This is a genomic window from Cytobacillus horneckiae (assembly GCF_002835735.1).
Taxonomy (GTDB): domain Bacteria; phylum Bacillota; class Bacilli; order Bacillales; family Cytobacillaceae; genus Cytobacillus; species Cytobacillus horneckiae.
This window is the reverse complement of the sequence record NZ_PISD01000031.1, coordinates 1-15,887: the sequence shown is the minus strand read 5'-3', so window position 1 is coordinate 15,887 and position 15,887 is coordinate 1. Positions and strand designations below refer to the sequence as shown.

Annotated in this window: 13 protein-coding genes; 2 read left to right on the top strand and 11 right to left on the bottom strand. The window is 38.4% G+C overall.

All coding sequences use genetic code 11. The features are described from left to right. Positions 1 to 25 precede the first annotated feature (25 nt). Positions 26 to 811, bottom strand: a complete 786-nt coding sequence (locus CWS20_RS14860; RefSeq protein WP_066196227.1) for a hypothetical protein — start codon at positions 809 to 811, stop codon at positions 26 to 28. A gap of 95 nt (positions 812 to 906) precedes the next feature. Further along, positions 907 to 1,644: a lipase family protein gene (locus CWS20_RS14855; protein WP_066196223.1), complete on the bottom strand. Its 738-nt coding sequence runs from the start codon at positions 1,642 to 1,644 to the stop codon at positions 907 to 909. Positions 1,645 to 1,880: 236 nt separating this feature from the next. Between CWS20_RS14855 and CWS20_RS14850 the strand changes: the two genes are divergently transcribed. After that, a complete protein-coding gene (locus CWS20_RS14850) occupies positions 1,881 to 2,072 on the top strand; it encodes a YjzD family protein (RefSeq protein WP_066196220.1) in 192 nt (63 codons plus the stop codon). Between the two features lie 41 nt (positions 2,073 to 2,113). Here the strand turns inward: CWS20_RS14850 and clpB are convergent, their stop codons facing one another. Further along, positions 2,114 to 4,708 (bottom strand): ATP-dependent chaperone ClpB, encoded by a 2,595-nt coding sequence (gene clpB, locus CWS20_RS14845; protein WP_066196217.1) that lies wholly within the window; start codon positions 4,706 to 4,708, stop codon positions 2,114 to 2,116. A 124-nt stretch (positions 4,709 to 4,832) separates the two neighbouring features. Continuing rightward, positions 4,833 to 5,012, bottom strand: coding sequence for a YjzC family protein (locus CWS20_RS14840; RefSeq protein ID WP_066196214.1), 180 nt, complete (start codon positions 5,010 to 5,012; stop codon positions 4,833 to 4,835). A 306-nt stretch (positions 5,013 to 5,318) separates the two neighbouring features. Between CWS20_RS14840 and CWS20_RS14835 the strand changes: the two genes are divergently transcribed. Further along, complete coding sequence (locus tag CWS20_RS14835; RefSeq protein WP_066196211.1) at positions 5,319 to 6,122, top strand: undecaprenyl-diphosphate phosphatase; 804 nt, start codon at positions 5,319 to 5,321, stop codon at positions 6,120 to 6,122. A gap of 54 nt (positions 6,123 to 6,176) precedes the next feature. Here the strand turns inward: CWS20_RS14835 and argF are convergent, their stop codons facing one another. The 7 genes from argF to argC form a co-directional block, all read right to left on the bottom strand. Further along, positions 6,177 to 7,127, bottom strand: coding sequence for an ornithine carbamoyltransferase (gene argF / locus CWS20_RS14830; RefSeq protein WP_066196209.1), 951 nt, complete (start codon positions 7,125 to 7,127; stop codon positions 6,177 to 6,179). After that, positions 7,124 to 10,219 (bottom strand): carbamoyl-phosphate synthase (glutamine-hydrolyzing) large subunit, encoded by a 3,096-nt coding sequence (gene carB / locus CWS20_RS14825; protein WP_066196206.1) that lies wholly within the window; start codon positions 10,217 to 10,219, stop codon positions 7,124 to 7,126. The genes argF and carB overlap by 4 nt, the downstream gene beginning before the upstream one ends. Then, entirely contained in the window at positions 10,212 to 11,294 is a 1,083-nt protein-coding gene (locus CWS20_RS14820) for a carbamoyl phosphate synthase small subunit (protein WP_066196201.1), read from the bottom strand. Before CWS20_RS14820 ends, carB begins: the two co-directional genes overlap by 8 nt. A 77-nt stretch (positions 11,295 to 11,371) precedes the next feature. Continuing rightward, positions 11,372 to 12,529 (bottom strand): acetylornithine transaminase, encoded by a 1,158-nt coding sequence (gene argD / locus CWS20_RS14815; protein ID WP_066196198.1) that lies wholly within the window; start codon positions 12,527 to 12,529, stop codon positions 11,372 to 11,374. Then, the gene (gene argB, locus CWS20_RS14810; RefSeq protein WP_066196194.1) at positions 12,526 to 13,299 is read right to left on the bottom strand and encodes an acetylglutamate kinase; all 774 of its coding nucleotides are present in this window, start codon (positions 13,297 to 13,299) and stop codon (positions 12,526 to 12,528) included. Before argB ends, argD begins: the two co-directional genes overlap by 4 nt. A gap of 14 nt (positions 13,300 to 13,313) precedes the next feature. Further along, a complete protein-coding gene (gene argJ, locus CWS20_RS14805) occupies positions 13,314 to 14,546 on the bottom strand; it encodes a bifunctional ornithine acetyltransferase/N-acetylglutamate synthase (protein ID WP_066196191.1) in 1,233 nt (410 codons plus the stop codon). A gap of 15 nt (positions 14,547 to 14,561) precedes the next feature. Beyond that, on the bottom strand, positions 14,562 to 15,593 hold the full coding sequence (gene argC / locus CWS20_RS14800) for an N-acetyl-gamma-glutamyl-phosphate reductase (protein WP_066196188.1): 1,032 nt from the start codon (positions 15,591 to 15,593) through the stop codon (positions 14,562 to 14,564). Between the last annotated feature and the right edge of the window lie 294 nt (positions 15,594 to 15,887).

The following is a 15,887-nucleotide window of genomic DNA, read 5'->3' as shown; positions in this document are numbered from 1 at the left end:
AAAAGTTTTTTTCTTTTTAACGCACTTAACTGTTCAATAAAAACGATAAATGTTCCCTTTGTTTATCTAAAGATTCGTGAAGCCCCCATCGATTTTTTACGATTAATGACTTAATCTTTCTCCCCTCATTTCCATCGATGATAGCAGATTCATTATTTAAATCTTTTTCAACGTCTAAATATTGAGCACACTTAAGCCAATGATTATCAATTGAGCTTTTTAATACACGCTCATCCGGAAGATCGTTTTTAACTGAGAATAGGATTGCGTCCGTCACATCCTCAATGTAAATAGCATCATGTCGCCATTCCTGATAATTAAGCTTCATTTGATCACACTGCTTCATTTTCATTAAAAATGCTTGTTGAAAAAGAAGTGATTTTGGCTGAAACGGTCCATATACTGTTGGCAAATAATAGCTGTATACTTTATTTCTCATGCTTTTGATCTCTTTTATGAACGGGCTATCAACTGAAAGCCATTGTATTGGTAAAGTTAATACTACCTTGTTCTCTACATTCTTTATTAGCGATAAAAAATCTGTAAAGAGCTTGTTTGTTGGAAGTAAACCATCCACAAACATACTATAAAGATCGACAAATATGAAGGATTCTTTATCAATAAGAATCTCGGCTGCAGTTAAATCCGTTTCTGTGAAATTTGCATTTCTGCCTATTTCTAATTGTTTATCTAAAATAAATGCATCATTTATTTCGTTTATTCCTATAACAGTAACCCCTTGGTCCAGTAAAGCTTTACAAAAGGAAAACCCGATAAAACTATAGGTATCTGCAATAACTGCCCTGTCCAAAAAAATGCCCCCTTAAACTTATTATTACTGTATACTATGCAAACCGGTTCGAGTTATTGCCTAATGAAAAAGACGGCTTGATGCCGTCCTCCAGTTTATAATTCTTGTTCATTTTCTTTTAAAAATCTGATGATTTGTTTCGCAAGAGATTGCTTCTTTTCTGGCAGCATATAGCTAATTGATACTGGCATGTCTTTATCCTGCCACTTGATAGACAGCTGTTTCAACATATTTGATTGCTTGTAAGCTCTTCCGCTTGATAAAATATGAATGATTTTCGTTGGAATGTTGATATCTTGAATAATGTCCTCATTCCTCTTCAACACTTCATTCATTACAGGTTTTCTTTCCGTTTGATGCGAGTTTTCAAGTTCCTTAACTAGTTTTTTGTAAAAGAATTTATGCTCTTTCTCTTGTTCTAAATGACTTTGCAGAGATAGAATTGGATTGATTAAAGTGGAGGATCTAATATGTTCACCCATTTCCTGCATCAGCCTGCCTGCCACTAACGCGCCCATTCCTTCTGCTACAATGTGAACCTTTTCATTAATGATTTCATTGCGAATTACATGTGCATACAAGCTTTTTGCCATTTCAATTGCTTGCCGGCTTCCCCAATTCTTCCTATATAGATTAGAATAAAATATTGTATATCCTGCCTTCTTCAAATCGGTTAGCATAGCTGCTTTTCCTTCATTCTGTGTCCAAAAACTGCTTTTTTCATCTACAAAATGGCGATCGTCCCCAATAATAAGAATACCGAAACCACTTGGCTTATCGGGGTAATGGATGATATTCCATTCTGTATCCAATTTAAAGTTTCGGCTTTCCATGTTAAAAACCCCTTTACTATTGTTCATACTAATGTATGATTGTACAGGCAAATTGCATAGGGAGGTGCCTATTAATTTTAGAAAACTTATTTTTGGAATGTACATGAAAGAATATTGAAGAAATTGTGGTTAATTATTTGTCTAAAAAAAGCGTGATAAATTGAATTAAACGCGTTTATTAATTAATGGTTGTATGATAATATTAAATAGACTGAAATACGTATGAGGTGAAAAAGATGAAATACATTTGGACATTTATCTGGACGTTCCTTTTAGTCCATATGATGACTTACGTTGTTAGTAATATGAATGGTGTAGCATATGACTTCCAAACTGCTACAATTCTATCCGTAGGTATGACAATTATACTTTTTATTTTCCCATTTGTGATACCGGAAGTACCAGCAGAGAAAGAAAGTATACATTAAAATGTATCAAAAAGTCATCCATTAAGGATGACTTTTTGTTTTTACAAGCTTCCCTCTAATACTAGTTCCCCATCTCTTACAGAAATAATCACTTCGCTGTTCTCCCGAATGCCTCCGGCTATGATTTTCCGTGCGAGCTTTGTTTCTACATGTTTTTGTATATATCGCTTCAACGGCCTTGCTCCATAAACAGGATCAAATCCATTTTCTGCAATATATTCTTTTGCCTCATCGTTTATGCTTAGATAGATTTGCTGATTTGATAATCGATGCTGTAGATCTTTTATTAGTTTTTCAACAATCCCTTTCACTTCTTTTACCCCTAGAGGTCTGAAAAGAATCGTTTCATCAACCCGATTTAAAAACTCAGGACGAAAATGTGAACGCAATTGATTCATCACTTTATTCCGAGTTTCTTCCATTATATTGTCCCCCTCTTCTACTTCAGCGCGTTCCAGTAAAAAGTGGGATCCGATATTAGATGTCATAATAATCACAGTATTTTTAAAATCTACTGTTCTGCCTTGCGAATCAGTAATTCTTCCATCATCAAGCATTTGCAAAAGTATATTAAATACTTCAGGATGAGCCTTTTCAATTTCATCCAAAAGGATGACTGAATAAGGGTTTCTTCTCACTGCTTCAGTTAGCTGGCCGCCCTCTTCATAGCCGACATATCCTGGAGGTGCACCTATCAGCCTTGATACAGCGTGCTTTTCCATATACTCTGACATGTCAATTCTTATAATATGTTCTTCGCTATCGAACAGCGATTCTGCTAAAGCTTTTGCTAACTCAGTTTTTCCAACTCCTGTAGGCCCAAGGAAAATAAAAGAGCCAATAGGTCTATTCGGGTCTTTAATTCCTGCCCTTGCACGCAATACAGCATCTGCCACAAGCTGTACCGCCTCATCTTGCCCAATTACTCTTTCCTGAAGAATGGACTCAAGGCGAAGAAGCTTTTCCCGTTCGCCTTCAACTAGCTTAGTGACAGGAATTCCTGTCCATCTCGCGACGATTCCAGCAATCTCCTCTTCTGTGACTTCCTCCCTCAGCAAACGATCCGATTCATTTTCATTTACTTCTTTTTCTAACTGTTTTAATTCCTTCTCAACAGCCGGTATTTGACCATGTCTTAATTCAGCAGCTTTATTTAAGTCATAATTATTTTCAGCTTCCTCTAATTTTCTGCGAAGAAGTTCTAACTGCTCTCTTTTTTCTTGTACTTGCTGTATACCTTCCTTTTCAGCAAGCCATTTTGCCTTCATTACATTCGCCTTCTCTTTAATATTACTCAGTTCTGATTGTAATGATAGTAGTCGTTCTTTACTTACTTCATCATTCTCTTTTCTTAAGGCTGCTTCTTCAATTTCTAATTGCATCACTCTTCGGGTGACTTCATCTAATTCACTTGGCATTGAATCAATTTCAGTGCGAATCATTGCACAGGCTTCATCAACTAAATCTATTGCTTTGTCAGGGAGAAAACGGTCAGTAATATACCGGTCTGATAAGGTTGCTGCGGCGACTAAGGCACGATCATGAATATTTACCCCATGATGGATTTCAAATCTTTCCTTCAAACCGCGCAGTATTGATATGGAGTCTTCCACATCCGGTTCCTTTACTAACACTTGCTGGAAGCGACGTTCTAATGCAGGATCCTTCTCAATGTATTTTCTGTGTTCATCAAGCGTTGTTGCTCCGATGCAGTGCAGCTCTCCTCTGGCAAGCATTGGCTTAAGCATATTACCTGCGTCCATCGCTCCTTCTGTCTTACCTGCGCCAACAATTGTATGGATTTCATCGATAAATAATAAAATCTGGCCATCGCTTTTCTTTATTTCATTTAATACCGCTTTTAAACGCTCTTCAAACTCCCCTCTGAATTTTGCCCCTGCAATTAGTGAACTCATATCAAGAGAAAAGATCGTTTTATCCTTTAACCCTTCTGGAACGTCTCTGCGGACTATTCTTTGTGCTAGCCCTTCTACAATTGCTGTTTTTCCAACCCCCGGCTCACCAATTAATACCGGGTTATTTTTCGTCTTTCGCGAAAGAATTCTAATTACATTGCGGATTTCCTGATCCCGTCCTATAACAGGATCCAGCTTTCCAGCCTTCACTTCTTGAACGAGATCACGACCATATTTTTTTAATGCCTCATAAGTAGATTCTGGATTTTGCGATGTCACTTTTTGATTCCCCCTTATCTCATGTATTGTTTTTTCAATATCAGCCGCATTGGAGTGAAGAAGGGATTTTAATTGTGTTTTTGAAATGGCAGCTAGCAATACATGTTCAACCGATAAAAAATCATCTTGCCATTTCTTTGTTAATTTTTCCGCTTCAGTAATTAACAGCTGCAGCTCTGATGTAACGTAAAATTTTTCACTATCTATCCCAGATCCGGTCACTTGAGGCATTTTGCGCAAAAGATTATGTAATGATTGATCCAGCTCTTCAAGGCTGATTCCAGATCTAGTTAAAATATTTTTCAATAAACTGTCTTGTTGATTGAGAAGTGCGACGAATAAATGCGGGACATCTACTTCCTGATGCTGATTTTCTACAGCGATTCTCTTCGCTTCCAAAAAGCCTTCTTGCAACTTTTCTGTCATCGAATGTAAATCCAATTAGTCCGCCTCCCTATTTGACCATCTTTGACCTTTATTTTTATTATAATCGTTTATATGCAAATGTAAAGCCATCCGCTAAGCTGTGGATGGCTTTAGTTAATACTAATACGTTTAACTTTCATTAAGGTTTCCTTTGATATGTCCAAACTCGGTTATGGTTGGAGTTTCTAGGGAAGCTATCTCCAGCACTCAATTTAATTGTCTGCGGGTCATTTACATTACTCCCCGTTTCACCAATCTCTATATATACACCATTATTTGGCGCTTTTTGTCCAGCTTTAAATTGTCGATTTTGTCCCAAGGTCAGACCCTCCCTTAAACTAAAGTGAAACTTCAATCAGTGGGAGTTTTCCTTCATCCCCCACTGATAACCAATCCGGCTTTTTCAGGCAGTTATCCCCCATCACTAAAAGGTTGGGGGCTTACTGCCCATTAATCTGCGATAAATTGGTACAGTTTTATTATTTCCATAAGATCTGGCATCATAAAGGTAAATCAAGGGAATGATTGAACTATTAATTATATATGTAATGTTTTGGTAAATATAGTGTACACGATTCAAATCTTGTTGTTAAATGAGGAAAATAAGACTTTTAGGGGGGTATAAATGGAGGATTTCATTGTTATTCTTAAATATTTGTTTTTAGGTCTTTTGCAAGGATTTACTGAACCTATCCCAGTCTCTTCAAGCGGACATGTGGAAATTGCAGCTTATTTTTTTAACGTTGATATTCAAGGGATGAGCTTTGCGATACTCGTCAATACTGCTTCACTTTTTGCAGTATTGATTATTTACCGCCATGACATAATAAGATTAATTCAAAATGGCATGACCTATATTAAAACAAAAGATCCTAAAACTAAGGCTGACTTCCGGTTTATTATATACTTAATCATTGCTACCATTCCTGCAGGCGTGCTAGGCGTATTATTCGGCGATTACTTAGATGGGAATATTAAGACCGTTGGGTTCACTTTAATCGTTACCGGGATTGCTCTTTGGCTTATTCGCAATTTTAAAGGACGAAAAAGCGATAGAGATCTCACTTTAAAGGATGCTGTCATAGTTGGCCTTGCCCAATCAGTTGCCCTTATTCCTGGTATTAGCCGCTCAGGTGCAACGATAGTCGCTGCAATGGGCTTAGGTATGAAACAAGAAACTGCATTGCGGTTCTCTTTTCTGCTTTATATTCCAGTCAGCGTAGGAAGCATGATTTTAGGCTTTAGTGATATTTTCGCCGATCCTAATTTAGACAAGCTTGTCTTACCTTATACAATCGCTTTTGCTGCATCATTTATTGCTTCCTATTTTGCTTTAAAATGGTTTATGGGGATTATGGCGCGCGGAAACTTAAAATATTTTGCTATTTATTGCTTTATCGCCGGGCCGTTGGTTATATTGTTTTCTTAGCGAAAGAACATAAATAAAAGAGCCAAGCGGAAAAATCCATTTGGCTCTTTTCAATTATAGGAGTTCTGATAATAACGCCTTTTGCGCATGAAGACGATTACCTGCTTGCTGAAAGACGGCAGAATGATCTCCATCAATTACTTCGGCAGAAACTTCCTCTCCACGATGCGCCGGCAGGCAGTGCAGAAATAAGTAGTCATCCTTTGCTTGCTGCACTAATGCAGCATTTACTTGATAATCTTTGAAAGCCTGAAGCCTCCATTCATTCTCCTCTTCCTGTCCCATACTGGTCCAAACATCTGTATAAATGACATCCGCCCCTTTTACCGCTTTATTTACATCATGTTCAACAACAATCGCAGCTCCGCTTTCTGCGGCAAAACCTTTAGCTATCTTAACAACATATTCATCAGGCTCGTATCCTTTTGGACAGGCAATTGTCATATCCATTCCTACTTTTGCAGCAGCAATCATTAAAGAATGAGCCACATTATTGCCATCTCCGACATATACACATTTAATTCCTTCGATTGTTCCCTTTATTTCTTTTATTGTTAGCAGATCAGCTAAAGCTTGGCATGGATGATATAAATCAGTCAGCCCATTAATTACTGGAATCGTTGCGTGTTCAGCTAATTCCTCAATGATATCATGTGAGAAAGTACGGATCATAATGGCATCTACATAATTAGATAACACTTTAGCCGTATCGGCAATTGTTTCTCCACGGCCGAGCTGCATGTCCTGACTGTTTAAATAAAGTGCATGCCCGCCAAGCTGAAGCATACCTGCTTCGAATGACACCCTCGTTCTCGTTGAAGACTTTTCAAAAATCATTCCAAGAATTTTCCCTTTCAATGGTGCCTCTTCCAGATGATCTGTGTTTTTCATTATATATGCTTTTTCCACAAGACCTTTAATGACCTCTGGAGAATAATCAGCTAATGTTAACAGATGGTGACCTTTTAAATTGAATTTTTTTGCACAAACAGATGCCGCAATCATGATACACTCACTTCCTCATTTTTTTCATTATGCCAATCTTGTATTGAATGGGCTTCCCATATATCCTCGGTCCCAGCAACTAAATACGCCTCTAATGTCTCAGGCTCTGAGAAAGTTAAAATTCTATTTTTCACCGCTGTCTCACGCATTTCCTTATCTTCTATTAATGTATATGGGTTGTAAACAGCAGCAGGCTTATGCTCTAACCAATCTGCTTTTGCAAAGATTAATTTTATATTGGAAGCTGCAGCTGCAATCACCAATTGTTCAGGAAGTTCACCTTTGTATACAATTGTCTCTTCAGTTTTCTTGCTTTTATTAAATGCTTTTTTCATCGCTTGGCTATACGATGCAGCTAGCGCAATTCCTTCTCCAGTTGACTTCATTTCTGGCCCTATTTTTGCATCAAGACCTTTAAGGGCATAGTTTGAAAAAACTGGATACTTCACACAGACGAATGGAGTTTGCTCAAGCATCGGAAGCTCATCTTTTGACAAGGTATATTCTCCAAGCAAAATCTTTGTTGCGATTTGCACGAGCGGAGTACTTGTCACTTTGCTTACAATCGGTACAGTTCTGCTCGCTCTTGGATTAATTTCCAATAAATAAACAGCTTCGTCATCAACTATATATTGGATATTCATTATTCCTTTATAATCCAGTTTTTGAACAATTGCTTTACCATAGGCTATCATTTTATCTTGCACAGCTTGTGATAAGCTTTTTGGCGGTAAAACTGACATGCTGTCGCCAGAATGGACACCTGTTTTTTCCACATGCTCCATAATTGCTGGAACGACGATATTATTGCCATCTGCCGCTAAATCCAATTCTGCCTCAAATGCTTGCAAAAACTTATCAACTAAGACAGGGTATGGAATATCAAGTTTATTTTGATAGTGATTAAACTCTTCCTCATTCTTAATAACCTCCATTCCTTTTCCACCGATAACATAGGAAGGACGAATAAGGACAGGGTAGCCAATCTTTTGCACATATTCATTCAGCTGTGCTTCAGAGGTTGCAACATACCCTTCAATATGAGGAATTTTTAATTCATCTAATAATTGATAGAACAGCTCTCTATCTTCTAAAGTAGCGATTGTTTGAGCGTTCGTACCCAATAAAGTAATGCCGCAGTCTTCCAGTTTTTCTGCAAGATTTAAAGCTGTTTGCCCACCAAGCTGGACAATTACTTCTGTTATTCCTTCTGTTTCGATGACATTTAATATGTCTTCTAATATGAGAGGTTCAAAATACAATCGATCAGCGGTTGTAAAGTCTGTACTAACTGTTTCTGGATTATTATTGATCATTACTGTCTCTATTCCTGCATCTTTTAACGCAAATACTCCTTGAACAGAGCAATAATCAAACTCGATACCTTGACCAATTCTGATCGGGCCACTCCCTATTATTAATATTTTGCGACGATCACTCTCGGTTTGTTCGTTTTCCCCAAAATAGCTTGAGTAAAAATAATTTGATTCTGCTGCAAACTCTGCTGCACAGGTATCAACCATTTTATATACTGGTATAATGCCGAGGTTTTTTCTTTTTTGACGGACCTCAAGTTCTGAAACACCCCAAACAGAGGATAAATACTCATCACCAAAGCCTTTTTCCTTAAGGTGCTGCATCTCCTTTTTATTAATTGCACTTAATGAGGTGGAAGCAATCCATTTCTCCAGCTCTACTAATTGCTTAAAGGAGTGGAGGAAAAAGTAATCTATTTTCGTCACATCTTTTATTTTTTCAATAGAAATACCGCGTCTAATTAGTTCTATGATGACAAAAAAACGTTCATCTGTTTGTTTAAGTAAAATAGCCTCCAATTCTTCGGTTGCAAGCCCACTAATCGATGGATACGTTAAGTCCAGGCCTTTTCCTTCTAAAGAATGCACAGCTTTAAGCAACGCTCTTTCCATATTGCGATCGATCCCCATTACTTCGCCTGTCGCCTTCATTTGAGTGCCTAGCTTGCGCTCAGCATTTGGAAATTTATCGAAAGCCCATTTTGGAAATTTAACAATGACATAATCTAAAGCGGGTTCAAAGCTGGCAAATGTATCCCCAGTGACCGGATTGATAATTTCTGATAAATGGTAGCCAACTGCCAGCTTTGCAGCCATTCTGGCAATTGGATAGCCTGTTGCTTTTGATGCTAGAGCAGATGAGCGGCTGACCCTTGGGTTGACCTCAATTAAATAATAGTTTTTACTATTAGGATCCAGTGCAAATTGAATATTGCAGCCGCCAATAATCCCCAATTCGGAAATAATTTTAATAGAGGCCGAACGGAGCATTTGATACTCATCATCTGTCAAGGTTTGACTTGGTGCTACGACAATGCTATCTCCGGTATGAATGCCAACGGGGTCAATATTCTCCATATTGCAAATGGTAATGCATGTATTATTGCTGTCACGCATGACTTCATATTCAACCTCTTTAAAGCCTGCAATACTTCGTTCAACGAGCACTTGAGTGATGGCACTTTCTTTTAGTCCGCCTTTTACAAGCGATGTGAGCTCATCCATATCATTCGCAATACCTCCACCTGTACCACCTAATGTATAGGCTGGACGAACGATAATCGGAAAACCGATGCTTTCAGCAAAAGAAATCGCCTCTTCCACTTTATGGACAATTTCACTTTCAGGGACAGGCTCATTTAGTTCATTCATTAACTGCCTAAATCTTTGGCGGTCTTCCCCTTTTTTTATCGCTTCAATACTGCTGCCAAGAAGCTTTACTTCATATTTTTCAAGGATGCCTGCTTCACTTAATTGAAATGTTAAGTTTAGTCCAGTTTGTCCTCCCAACGTTCCTAAAAGCCCATCAGGCTTTTCTTTTGCAATAATTTTTTCCAAGCTTTCTACTGTTAACTGTTCGAAATAAATACTATCTGCAAAATTTTCATCCGACATGATCGTTGCCGGGTTATTGTTTACTAATATTACCTTATAACCTTCTTCTTTAAGAGCTGCACATGCTTGTGTGCCTGCATAGTCAAATTCTGCTGCTTGCCCAATGACGATTGGGCCTGATCCAATAACTAGGATGGATTGGATGCTGGTGTCTTTAGGCATAAGCGATTACTCTCCCCTTTTCTTCAGAAATCATCATTAAAAATTCATCGAATACATAATTAGTATCTGCAGGTCCCGGGTGTGCTTCAGGATGGAATTGCACTGTGTGCAGCTTAAGAGACTCGTGCATTAACCCTTCAATTGATTGGTCATGAAGGTTTACGTATCGCTTCTTAAAACCTGTGCCAATCAAGCTTACTTCATCAACAACATAGCTGTGGTTTTGAGATGACATCATCACTGCTCCTGTTTGCAAGTCGGCTATTGGATGATTTGCACCCCGATGGCCAAAAGATAGCTTTTTTGTATTGGCCCCTATCGCTAAAGCAGCAAGCTGATGACCTAAACAAATACCGAATGTAGGGTACTTCTCGATTACTTTTTTTATAGTTGGCAAATAATGCGAAAGCTCCTTAGGATCGCCAGGGCCATTAGACAATAAGATTCCATCAGGCTTTAAAGCAGCCACATCTTCAAAGCTTGTATTGTAAGGGACTGATGTCACAAGACAGTCTCGCTTCACTAATGAATCAACAATAGATTTCTTTGAACCAAAATCAAAAAGGACAATATGAGTATCTCCATTTCCATAAATTTCTGTTTTCGTTGAAGATACTTTATAAACCTTTTCATCTTTCAGTAGAACTATATCGTTTTGATCCATTTCAGGATGTGAAGCCATTATCGCAGGCATTGTTCCAACTGACCTTATTTTTTTAACAATTGCCCTTGTATCTATATGGCCCATTAAAGGAATATTCCACTTTGTTAAATAGTCCTTTAATGTATATGCTGATTGATAGTGTGAAGGATGTGAACTGCCTTCATAGACAATCACCCCTGCCACATGCGGCTTTTTACTTTCAAAGTCTGACTCATTTATGCCATAATTTCCAATTAGCGGATACGTAAAAACAATGATTTGATCTTTATAGGAAGGATCTGTTAACACTTCCTGGTATCCTGTCATGCCAGTAAAGAAAACAATTTCTCCTTTAATGTTTTCTTTAGGTGGTTCTGAGAGCCATTCACCTTCAAAACATTGACCGCTTTCTAAATGCAAATAACCTTCCATTTTATGCACCTCATGCATTCCTGAATATTCATGTATCATTATAAATTTTTATACATTTAATTGATTAAAAATTCAGCCTATATGGCTGCGACCGTTTGCTTGTTTAAAATTTTGGAGATCGTATGAATCGCCAAGTCAATCTCTTCCTTAGACACTGTTAATGGCGGGAGAAGCCTTAAGACATTTACACCTGCAGTTAGAACTAAAAGCCCTTCCTCCCTTAATTCCTGCAATAGGCCTGATAAATCTCCGTTAAGTTCAATACCAACCATTAAACCTAAATGTCTGATTTCTAACACATGATTATTTTTTTGCAGTGTTTCTTGTAATTTCTTCACAAGGTAATCACTCTTCTGTTGAACTTCTTTTAAAAATGACTCATTGAAAATACAATTCATGGTCGCAAGTGCTGAAGCGATAGAGAGTGGATTACCGCCAAAAGTAGATCCATGACTTCCAGGTCCAAATGCATCCTTTAATTCTTTTTTCCCAACAACCGCACCAATCGGCAAACCGCTTCCTAAACCTTTTGCAGCAGTAATAATATCCGGCTGTAGCTCGTAATGCTGAAATGCGAATGGCTGCCCTGAACGTCCGATTCCTGTTTGTATCTCATCAATAATTAATCGTGCACCATTTTCTTTGCAAAGTGTCTGTACTTCCTTCAAGAAGTCTTCATTTGCTGGATATATGCCGCCTTCTCCTTGCACGATTTCCAGCATAACCGCTGCTGTATCTTGATCTATAAGCTTCTTAAGCGAATCAATGTTATTGAACTCAGCGTATTTAAATGTTTGCAGCATCGACCCATATCCGCTTTTTATTTTTTCCTGTCCTGTTGCAGCCATCGTCGCAAATGTACGACCGTGAAAGGATTGATTAAATGTAATAATCTTTTCTCTGCCGGTTGCCTTTCGTGCAAGTTTAATCGCTCCTTCATTTGCTTCAGCACCGCTATTGGAGAAAAAAACAGCATCTAATCCCGCTGCATCTGCTAACATTTTTGCTGCCTTTTCCTGCTGCCCTTGTTCAAATAAATTTGATACATGCCAGAATTGATTGAGCTGATCTGTAATCGCCGTTTGCACTGCTTCCGGTCGATGTCCAAGATTGCAAACCCCAATGCCTGAAGTAAAATCTAAATACTTCTTTCCAGCTTTATCAACTATAAACGAACCTTCTGCCATATCCGGTTCAACTTCCCATCTAGCATAAGTCGGAAATAAATGACTCACTGTAACACCTCTGTTCTCTTTTTAATTTTTGTACCGATCCACTTTGATCCATCATAAAATTCATTTTTACCTGATACGATCATCACGCTTTGTAAACCGTGCTCTAATGCAGATACAGCAGATAATACTTTCGGAATCATCCCACCAGATATTTCCCCTGAATCAATATGCTGTTTGATTTCAACGGTATCGAGCTCATTGGCGCGTTTTCCATCGATAAGTACACCCTCTACATCCGTTACGAAAATGCAGCTTTCCGCATTGATTGCCTTTGCAACTGAAGCCGCCGCTACATCCGCATTAACATTAAGCTTGACTCCCTTTTCCGTCATTGCTATCGGAGTAATAACTGGGAGGTACTGATGGTCTAACATCACTTTCAGCCATTCAGATTTTACTTGTTTTATCTCGCCGACAAGCCCTAACTCTTGCTCATTGATATAATCTGCCTGCAAAAATCCATGATCACTGCCGTTCATGCCAATTGCTTTAAAACCATGATGATGCAGCTTCGTAGCTAGTTTTCGATTTGCTTGCCCAGATAAGACCATTTCCACAATTTCCATCACTTCATTCGTTGTTTTTCTTAACCCGTTCACAAATTCGGATTGCACTTGATGAAGCTCAAGCATTTTATTAATATCAGGACCACCGCCATGAACAAAAATTAAATGATAGCCAGCAACTTCAAGGTTTTTCATGCTATCAAAAAAGGAAGGGGCCAATTCATTCATTACACTTCCGCCGCACTTTATGACGATGCTTTTCAAACGTTAACGCCTCCTTAAGTTCGATAGCTGGCATTTATTTTTACATATTCATAAGATAAATCACAGCCCCATGCTTTTCCTTTTCCTTCTCCTAGGTTTAGGTCGACAAAAATATTGACTTTGTCATTTTGCAAATAGGCAGTTGCTTCTTCTTCAGAAAACACTTGAGGATCACTATTTTTAAGCATAGCTATCGGTCCGATTGTAATATTGACATTGTTTGGATTGATTTTTACCCCGCTTTGTCCAAGTGCGCCGATAATTCTTCCCCAGTTAGCATCAGCTCCATGAATCGCGGTTTTCACTAAATTAGATCCGACAATTTGCTTTGCAGCTGTTCGCGCTGCATCGTTTGTCTCTGCCCCTGACACTTCCACTTCAATAAGCTTTGTAGCTCCTTCTCCGTCCTTAGCAATGTCCATTGCTAGATCTTCACATGTTCTTGTGAGCAGCTCCAAAAATATCGGCCAGTCAGGATGCTCAGGTGTTAAGGCAGCTGTCTCACTTTGACCATTTGCCACAACTAGAACCATATCATTAGTAGAGGTATCTCCATCTACGGTAATTTGGTTAAAAGTGTGGTCAGTCACTGCTTTTAAAGCAGCTCTTAAATCAGCACTATTCACTTGAACGTCTGTAGTAATAAATGCCAGCATCGTCGCCATATTAGGATGAATCATTCCTGAGCCTTTTGCCGCACCACCCATATAAACAGTTTTTCCGTCAATTATAGCTGCATAGCCAGTCTTTTTCATTACCAAGTCAGTCGTTAAAATTGCTGTCTGAAATGCCTCAGCACTTTGTTGGTCAGAGCTAGGCACTAAAGTTTGAATGCCAGCCTCAATTTTTTCCATTTGCATATATTCACCAATTACACCGGTGGAAGCAACCGCAACATAATTTTCTTTTAAGTCAAATTTTTTCGCCGCCAGCTCCCTCATTAAATAGGCATCATTTAAACCTTGTTGACCAGTGCAAGCATTTGCGCAAGCACTATTAACGACTATCGCTTGAATCAACCCTTCTTGAGCAATACTTTCCTTGGTTACAATCAGAGGCGCCGCTTGAAAGCTGCTCGTTGTATAAACAGCTGCACAGCTTGCTGGTGATTCACTCAAAATTACACCAAGGTCCTTTTTTGAATAACGTAAGCCTGCATGAATTCCTGAAGATTGAAACCCTTTAGGCGTATTAATATTTCCTTCTGCTATTTTTGTTATCTTTGCTGACTGGGTCAAAGCTTGCATTTTAATTTTTCCTCCTTATGGATAAAGCGGGATAAAATTTAGCCCCGTTGTTTCATTCATCCCAAACATAATATTTGCATTTTGGACAGCCTGCCCAGCTGCACCCTTCATCAAATTATCAATCACTGAAATAATCGTCACTCTGCCCGTTCTCTCATCGACATGCATGCCGATATCACAATAATTGGAGCCAGCAACTTCTTTTACGGAAGGATAATTGTTTTCCGGACGGATTCTAATGAATGGACAGCTATTGTATGTTTGTTCATATAATTCCAATAATTGCGGAGATGTATAACTTTCCTTAAGCTTGACATAACTTGTTGCCATAATGCCTCTCGTGATTGGCAACAGTTGTGTAGTAAAAGTAATTGGTTGGATATTCTCATTCCACTTATGCAACTGCTTTTCTATTTCTGGGGTGTGTTGATGCTGATTCACCTTATATGCAGAAAAGTTCTCATTCGCTTCAGAAAAACTTGAGCTTCGTGATAACGATCTGCCAGCTCCGGAAATGCCCGATTTTGCGTCAACAATAATGCTGTCAACTTGGACGATATCTTCTTTAATGACAGGTGCTAAGCTAAGCAGTGCTGCTGTTGGATAGCAGCCCGGATTTGAAATGAGATGCGCAGGTTGAATCTCTTCACTATTCCATTCTGATAATCCGTATACCGCTTTGTTTATTAGCGCCTGATTCACTGGTTCTTTTTTATACCATTGTTGATATTGATTCGCATCCAATCTTAAATCACCTGATAAATCAATGACCTTAATATCTTTATCAACAAATTTCCCTGCCAGTTCCCCCGATATGCCGGAAGGAGTTGCCAAGAAAACAACATCCGCTTTTAATGCAATTTTCTCTGGATCGATTGCCTGTAATGTATTATCGATAACATTATAAAGATGTGGATATTCATGCCAAATAGGTAAATCGTCTCTTGTAGAATGGATCGACTGGATATCAAATTCAGGGTGTTGATTTAAGATTCGAAGCAGCTCCGCCCCACCATAACCAGTTGTTCCAATAATAGAAGCTTTCATCATCTCATCCTTTATTGAATGTATATTTATTAATTTTTATTTATATTTATGAAATATGTATCTATTATTATAGAAAGTTCAGAAAAGAAAAGCAATAGGTTTTTGTAAGTTTTTTTAACAATTGGGGAAATGTCTGGATAATATTTGAATAGGTGATTGCAATTTGGAATTATATAAGTATCTCAAAGTTGCAAAACGTGGTTATCCCTGTGATCGAGCGCGTGTGGAGTTGCTTAGATCAATAAAATCGTGGTTATTCACCTGAAGATGTGTCTGTGGCGTTGCTTTAGAGGA

Excerpts from the sequence above, each read along its gene's own strand:
- CWS20_RS14855 (WP_066196223.1), bottom strand. The coding sequence starts at position 1,644 with ATGGAAAGCCGAAACTTTAAATTGGATACAGAATGGAATATCATCCAT.
- CWS20_RS14850 (WP_066196220.1), top strand. The coding sequence starts at position 1,881 with ATGAAATACATTTGGACATTTATCTGGACGTTCCTTTTAGTCCATATG.
- CWS20_RS14835 (WP_066196211.1), top strand. The coding sequence starts at position 5,319 with ATGGAGGATTTCATTGTTATTCTTAAATATTTGTTTTTAGGTCTTTTG.
- argF (WP_066196209.1), bottom strand. The coding sequence starts at position 7,127 with ATGATTGCGGCATCTGTTTGTGCAAAAAAATTCAATTTAAAAGGTCAC.
- carB (WP_066196206.1), bottom strand. The coding sequence starts at position 10,219 with ATGCCTAAAGACACCAGCATCCAATCCATCCTAGTTATTGGATCAGGC.
- CWS20_RS14820 (WP_066196201.1), bottom strand. The coding sequence starts at position 11,294 with ATGGAAGGTTATTTGCATTTAGAAAGCGGTCAATGTTTTGAAGGTGAA.
- argJ (WP_066196191.1), bottom strand. The coding sequence starts at position 14,546 with ATGCAAGCTTTGACCCAGTCAGCAAAGATAACAAAAATAGCAGAAGGA.
- argC (WP_066196188.1), bottom strand. The coding sequence starts at position 15,593 with ATGAAAGCTTCTATTATTGGAACAACTGGTTATGGTGGGGCGGAGCTG.